At 48.4% G+C, this 5,706-nt stretch carries 6 protein-coding genes and 1 pseudogene; 6 read left to right on the top strand and 1 reads right to left on the bottom strand.

What is annotated here, in order from left to right; all coding sequences use genetic code 11:
- Nucleotides 1–241: pseudogene (locus tag QVO97_RS04595) on the bottom strand (hypothetical protein); the annotation flags it as partial.
- A 212-nt stretch (nucleotides 242–453) separates the two neighbouring features.
- Here QVO97_RS04595 and purE point away from each other — a divergent pair.
- The 6 genes from purE to QVO97_RS04565 all read left to right on the top strand — a co-directional run.
- A complete protein-coding gene (purE, locus tag QVO97_RS04590) occupies nucleotides 454–966 on the top strand; it encodes a 5-(carboxyamino)imidazole ribonucleotide mutase (RefSeq protein WP_022359211.1) in 513 nt (170 codons plus the stop codon).
- A gap of 38 nt (nucleotides 967–1,004) precedes the next feature.
- Nucleotides 1,005–2,036: a phosphoribosylformylglycinamidine cyclo-ligase gene (gene purM / locus QVO97_RS04585; RefSeq protein WP_022359210.1), complete on the top strand. Its 1,032-nt coding sequence runs from the start codon at nucleotides 1,005–1,007 to the stop codon at nucleotides 2,034–2,036.
- The gene (purN, locus tag QVO97_RS04580; protein WP_022359209.1) at nucleotides 2,030–2,623 is read left to right on the top strand and encodes a phosphoribosylglycinamide formyltransferase; all 594 of its coding nucleotides are present in this window, start codon (nucleotides 2,030–2,032) and stop codon (nucleotides 2,621–2,623) included. The genes purM and purN overlap by 7 nt, the downstream gene beginning before the upstream one ends.
- A gap of 10 nt (nucleotides 2,624–2,633) precedes the next feature.
- Nucleotides 2,634–3,908 carry a phosphoribosylamine--glycine ligase gene (gene purD, locus QVO97_RS04575; RefSeq protein WP_022359208.1) on the top strand — a complete coding sequence of 425 codons (1,275 nt, stop codon included), beginning with the start codon at nucleotides 2,634–2,636 and terminating at the stop codon, nucleotides 3,906–3,908.
- 190 nt (nucleotides 3,909–4,098) lie between these two features.
- Nucleotides 4,099–4,638, top strand: coding sequence for a rubrerythrin (rbr, locus tag QVO97_RS04570; protein WP_022359207.1), 540 nt, complete (start codon nucleotides 4,099–4,101; stop codon nucleotides 4,636–4,638).
- A gap of 470 nt (nucleotides 4,639–5,108) precedes the next feature.
- The coding region (locus QVO97_RS04565; protein WP_288188933.1) for a hypothetical protein at nucleotides 5,109–5,706 on the top strand (598 nt) is incomplete at its 3' end.

The raw sequence follows: 5,706 nt of genomic DNA, 5'->3' as shown, positions 1-5,706 counted from the left end.
TCGGAAGATTGACCGGAAGAATATCTGAAGAAACGGGTTCGTCCGGGAGAAAGAGCATCAGGGTGTCTCCGATCTGAAGCGGTGTGTTCAGCCAGGACGGTGTTCCGTTCAGGCAGATCTGCTCAGGGTTCTGTTTGAGCTCGATGAGGATGCGGCGGGAATATCCGGCATCGTGGAGGAAGGCGCCGATGGTGTCAGCTTTGTTTTTATTCGTAATAGTGTATGATAATGTCCGTTTCATTTAGGGAACCTCTTTGTAATCATTGTGATGCCAATAAGGATAACATAAAAGCAAGGAGGCTGCAATCTCATAGTATTTTTTGAAGGATTCTCGAAACCCTATTGACTTGCGATCAAAAACCTAGTATCATTACTAATAAGTAAGGCTGTTTTTATTCAAATTACTTATAAGTAGAACTAATAAATACAATGCAGAGAAAAGGAGAATGAACGATGGCAAAAGTAGGAATTGTAATGGGAAGCGATTCGGACATGCCGATCATGGCACAGGCAGCAGATTTTCTGGACAAGATGGGGATTGATTATGAAATGACAATCATTTCTGCACACCGTGAGCCAGACATCTTTTTTAACTATGCAAAATCCGCTGAGGAGAAAGGCTTTAAGGTTATCATTGCAGGTGCTGGTAAGGCAGCGCATCTGCCGGGTATGTGCGCGGCACTGTTTCCGATGCCGGTGATCGGTATTCCGATGAAAACCTCGGATTTAGGCGGAGTTGATTCTCTGTATTCGATCGTACAGATGCCGTCCGGTATTCCGGTTGCGACGGTAGCGATCAACGGCGGCAAGAATGCGGGTATTCTGGCAGCTAAGATTCTGGCAACTTCCGATCCGGAGCTTTTAGCAAAATTAAAAGCATACTCTGAGGAGATGAAGAACGAAGTGGTCGGTAAGGATGAGAAATTACAGAAACTGGGACATAAAGAGTATCTGGCACAGAAATAAATATTAAAAATATAAACAAGGACATACGGAGGAAAACCATGGATTACAAGAATTCCGGAGTAGATATTGAGGCTGGTTATAAGTCGGTAGAACTGATGAAAGAGCATGTAAAGAAAACGATGCGTGAGGAAGTGCTGGGAGGTCTGGGCGGCTTTGCCGGTGCATTCTCCCTGGCAAAGATTAAAGAGATGGAAGATCCGGTTCTCTTATCTGGTACGGACGGCTGTGGTACCAAGGTAAAACTGGCGATCATCATGGACAAGCATGACACGATCGGTATCGACGCGGTTGCGATGTGTGTCAACGACATTGCATGTGCAGGCGGCGAGCCGCTGTTTTTCCTGGACTATATTGCCTGCGGCAAGAACTATCCGGAAAAGATCGCGGATATCGTAAAAGGCGTTGCAGAAGGCTGCTTACAGTCGGAGGCAGCTCTGATCGGCGGCGAGACAGCTGAGCATCCGGGGCTGATGCCGGAGGAAGATTATGATCTGGCTGGTTTTGCTGTCGGCGTGGTTGATAAAAAAGACATGATTACCGGCGAAAACCTGAAACCGGGTGATGTATTGATCGGTATGGCATCCACCGGCGTTCACAGCAATGGTTTTTCCCTGGTCCGCAAGGTATTTGAGAAGGAACTCAACAAAGAGGGACTGGAGACCTACTATGAGGAGTTAGGAACCACGCTTGGCGAGGCACTTCTGGCACCGACCCGTATCTATGTAAAGGCGCTGAAAGCAGTGAAGAATGCGGGCGTGACTGTGAAAGCGTGCAGCCATATCACAGGCGGCGGCTTCTATGAGAATGTTCCGCGTATGCTGAAAGACGGCGTCCGCGCAGTCATCAAGAAAGACAGCTATCAGATTCCGCCGATCTTCGGTATGCTGGCGAAGAAAGGCGATATCGAGGAGCACATGATGTACAATACCTACAATATGGGTATTGGCATGGTCGTAGCAGTCGATGCGGCTGATGCAGAGCGAGCGATGGAGGCAATGAAGTCCGCTGGCGATACACCGTACATCATCGGTTCCATTGAGGCAGGAGAAAAGGGAGTAACATTATGCTAAGAGTCGTTGTAATGGTGTCTGGCGGCGGTACAAATCTGCAGGCAATCCTGGATGCGGTTGATAACGGCAAGATCACGAACGCAGAAGTTGTGGCGGTTATCAGCAACAATGAGGGCGCTTATGCGATTGAGCGCGCGAAAAACCACGGTGTCCCAGCATTTGTTGTGACTCCGAAGGCGTATGAAACACGCGATGCGTTCAATGAGGCGCTTTTGGAGACCATCAAGGCATGTAAGCCGGATCTCATCGTTCTGGCTGGATTCCTTGTGAAGATTCCGGCGGCGATGATCGAGGCATACAGAAATAAAATTATCAATATCCATCCGTCCCTGATTCCGTCATTCTGCGGCGTCGGCTATTACGGACTGAAGGTGCATGAGGCGGCGCTGGCGCGCGGCGTCAAGGTGACGGGCGCGACGGTTCACTATGTGGATGAGGGAACCGATACCGGTCCGATCCTCTTCCAGAAAGCCGTAGAGGTGCAGCCGGATGATACGCCGAAGACGCTGCAGCAGCGCGTGATGGAACAGGCAGAGTGGGTACTGCTTCCGCAGGCGATCAATGCGATTGCAAACGGAAGAATATAAGGAGAAGAACATGAAAGTTTTAATCGTTGGCAGCGGCGGACGTGAGCATGCGATCGCATGGAAAGTAGCTCAGAGTCCGAAGGTAGATAAAATTTATTGTGCACCGGGCAATGCGGGAATTGCAGAGTATGCAGAGTGTGTGCCGATCAGTGCGATGGAATTTGATAAGCTGGCGGCATTTGCAAAAGAGCATGAGGTTGACCTGACCGTGATCGGCATGGACGATCCGCTGGTTGGCGGTATCGTGGATGTGTTCGAGGCACAGGGACTGCGTGTATTTGGACCGAGAAAAAATGCGGCGATTCTGGAAGGATCGAAGGCATTTTCCAAGGATCTGATGAAGAAATACAACATTCCGACCGCAGCCTATGAGACTTTTACCGATCCACACAAGGCGCTGGAATACTTACAGACCGCTAAGATGCCGATCGTTTTGAAAGCAGATGGTCTGGCACTTGGAAAAGGTGTTCTGATCTGTAATACGCTGGAAGAAGCACAGGCAGGCGTCAAGGAGATCATGGAGGACAAGAAGTTTGGTTCTGCCGGTAATCAGATGGTCATCGAGGAGTTCATGACAGGACGCGAGGTTTCGGTTCTTTCCTTCGTCGATGGCGATACGATCCGCATTATGACCTCCTCCCAGGACCACAAGCGGGCGCTGGACGGCGATCAGGGCTTAAATACAGGCGGTATGGGAACCTTCTCACCAAGCCCGTTCTACACAAAAGAAGTAGATGAATTCTGTAAAAAGTACATCTATCAGCCGTCGGTTGATGCGATGAAGAAGGAAGGACGTACCTTCAAGGGCATCATTTTCTTCGGTCTGATGCTGACCGCAGATGGTCCGAAGGTGCTGGAATACAATGCTCGTTTCGGCGATCCGGAGACACAGGTTGTCCTGCCGCGCATGAAGAATGATATCATGGAAGTCTTTGAGGCATGTATCGACGGAACCCTGAATCAGATTGAGCTTGAATTTGAGGATAATGCAGCAGTCTGCGTCGTTCTGGCGTCGGACGGCTACCCGGTGAAATATGAAAAGGGCTTCAAGATTCACGGCCTGGAGAAGTTCAAGGACGCAGACGGATACTATGTATTCCACGCGGGCACGAAGTTTGATGAGGACGGCGACATCGTGACAAACGGCGGTCGAGTGCTGGGCGTTACTGCAAAGGGCAAAGACCTGAAAGAGGCGCGCGCCAATGCATACAAGGCGACCGAGTGGATCGATTTCGCTAACAAATATATGCGCCATGATATCGGGCATGCGATTGATGAGGCGTAGGGGAAGCGGTAGGTAGTAGATTCCTATTTAGAAAAGGAACGGGGATATCAGATTTGAACGTCTGATATCCCTGTTTTTGTCTGGATGTTGGAAAAAAATGCTTTTGAAAAACATATTAAAAACATTCAATCGTGCTATAATAAAAAGAAAAGATGATCTGTTTTCATGCAATTAAAAGGAGGACGACGCAATGGCTAACAAATATGCAGGAACCCAGACGGAAAAGAACCTGAGGGAGGCTTTTTCCGGCGAATCAGAGGCGAGAAATAAATATACCTATTTTGCATCCAAGGCAAAAAAAGAGGGATTTGAGCAGATTTCCGCCCTTTTTTTAAAGACCGCAGACAATGAGAAAGAACACGCAAAGATGTGGTTTAAGGAATTAGACGGTCTGGGAAATACCGCAGAGAATCTGGCATCTGCTGCAGACGGTGAGAACTATGAGTGGACAGATATGTATGATGGATTTGCCAAGACGGCTGAGGAAGAGGGCTTTCCGGAGCTGGCAGTGAAATTCCGTATGGTAGCGGAGATCGAAAAACATCATGAAGAGCGCTACCGTGCCCTGCTTCATAATGTGGAAGCGCAGGAAGTATTTAAGAAGAGCGAAGTGAAGGTATGGGAATGCCGCAACTGCGGTCATATCGTAGTAGGCGAGAAAGCACCGGAAGTTTGTCCGGTATGCGCGCATCCGCAGGCTTATTTCGAGGTTCATGCGGAGAATTACTAAATTTCGGAAACGACGAGACGCCAGCTGAGGGTGCTGCCGATTCCTTATTGTGTATAAAAAAGGAAGATGCATCATATAAAAGATACGAAAATTAAGCAGGCTGTTTTGGATCCGTTCATATGAGATCGTCTTTTTTATCATTCGCACCAGATGTTTCGAAGGAACAATGCCAGGCAGAACATTGGATTGACACAGGAAATGCGCCAGGAACAGTAAAAATGACGCCGGAAGAAATTGAAAATTTGAATGCACGAATTTTACGGACATCTGGAACGGAAATGCATGATTTGAAAAATGAAGCCTTTGCCAAAGAAGAGAGAGTTGTTTATGATAAATGGTGTGGAAATTTCTTGTCATTTGGGATACAGGGGATAAATTGGACTGTGCGTGATGCTCAAAATTCCGTGGATAAAAATGTTCATATCAAATATGGAATCGCGACTTCACAGGGGTTGATCAAACAGTTTCCGATGGAGACTTTTTTAGCCGATGAGGAGGATCCATCCGATCCGGAGTGGGATGAGGCAGCACTTTGTCTCTGTATGGTCGGGGAACCGCTTTTGATTTTGGGTTCGGTGCAGGAGGGGAGTTATCTGTATGTCCGGAATGAATGCAGCGAGGGCTGGATATCGTCAGAGTCGGTGGCAGTCTGTCGGAACCGGGCGGAATGGCTGATGGCGGCATTTCCGATCCATCCGTTAGTAGTGACAGGGGATATGGTCTGGCTGGAAGCAAGTGCAGTCTATCCGGGAACCAGTGCATACCGGCTTCGGATGGGGACGGTGTTGGAATTGTGCGTGGAAGAAGGAATCCCAGAGATAAAAGAAACAATAGAAACAAACAGAAAAAAAGGGACAGGAGCGCTAATAGAGACAACAGAAGCACAGGCAGAACAGAGGGTACAGAACAGACTGTCTTGGAATAATTACATCGTCTGGCTTCCATGCCGCGCCCCGGATGGCAGTTTCTTCCGGAAAAAAGGATTGATTCCGATGAGCCGGGACGTATCGGTGGGATATTTGAGCTTGACAAATGAGGAGATTATTAAACAGGCGTTCAAGTGTCTGG

The sequence above is a fragment of the Clostridium sp. CAG:43 genome, from assembly GCF_000434655.1.
Lineage (GTDB): Bacteria > Bacillota > Clostridia > Lachnospirales > Lachnospiraceae > Otoolea > Otoolea fessa.
Note: the sequence above shows the minus strand (reverse complement) of the source record. Positions and strands in the feature narration are given on the sequence as shown.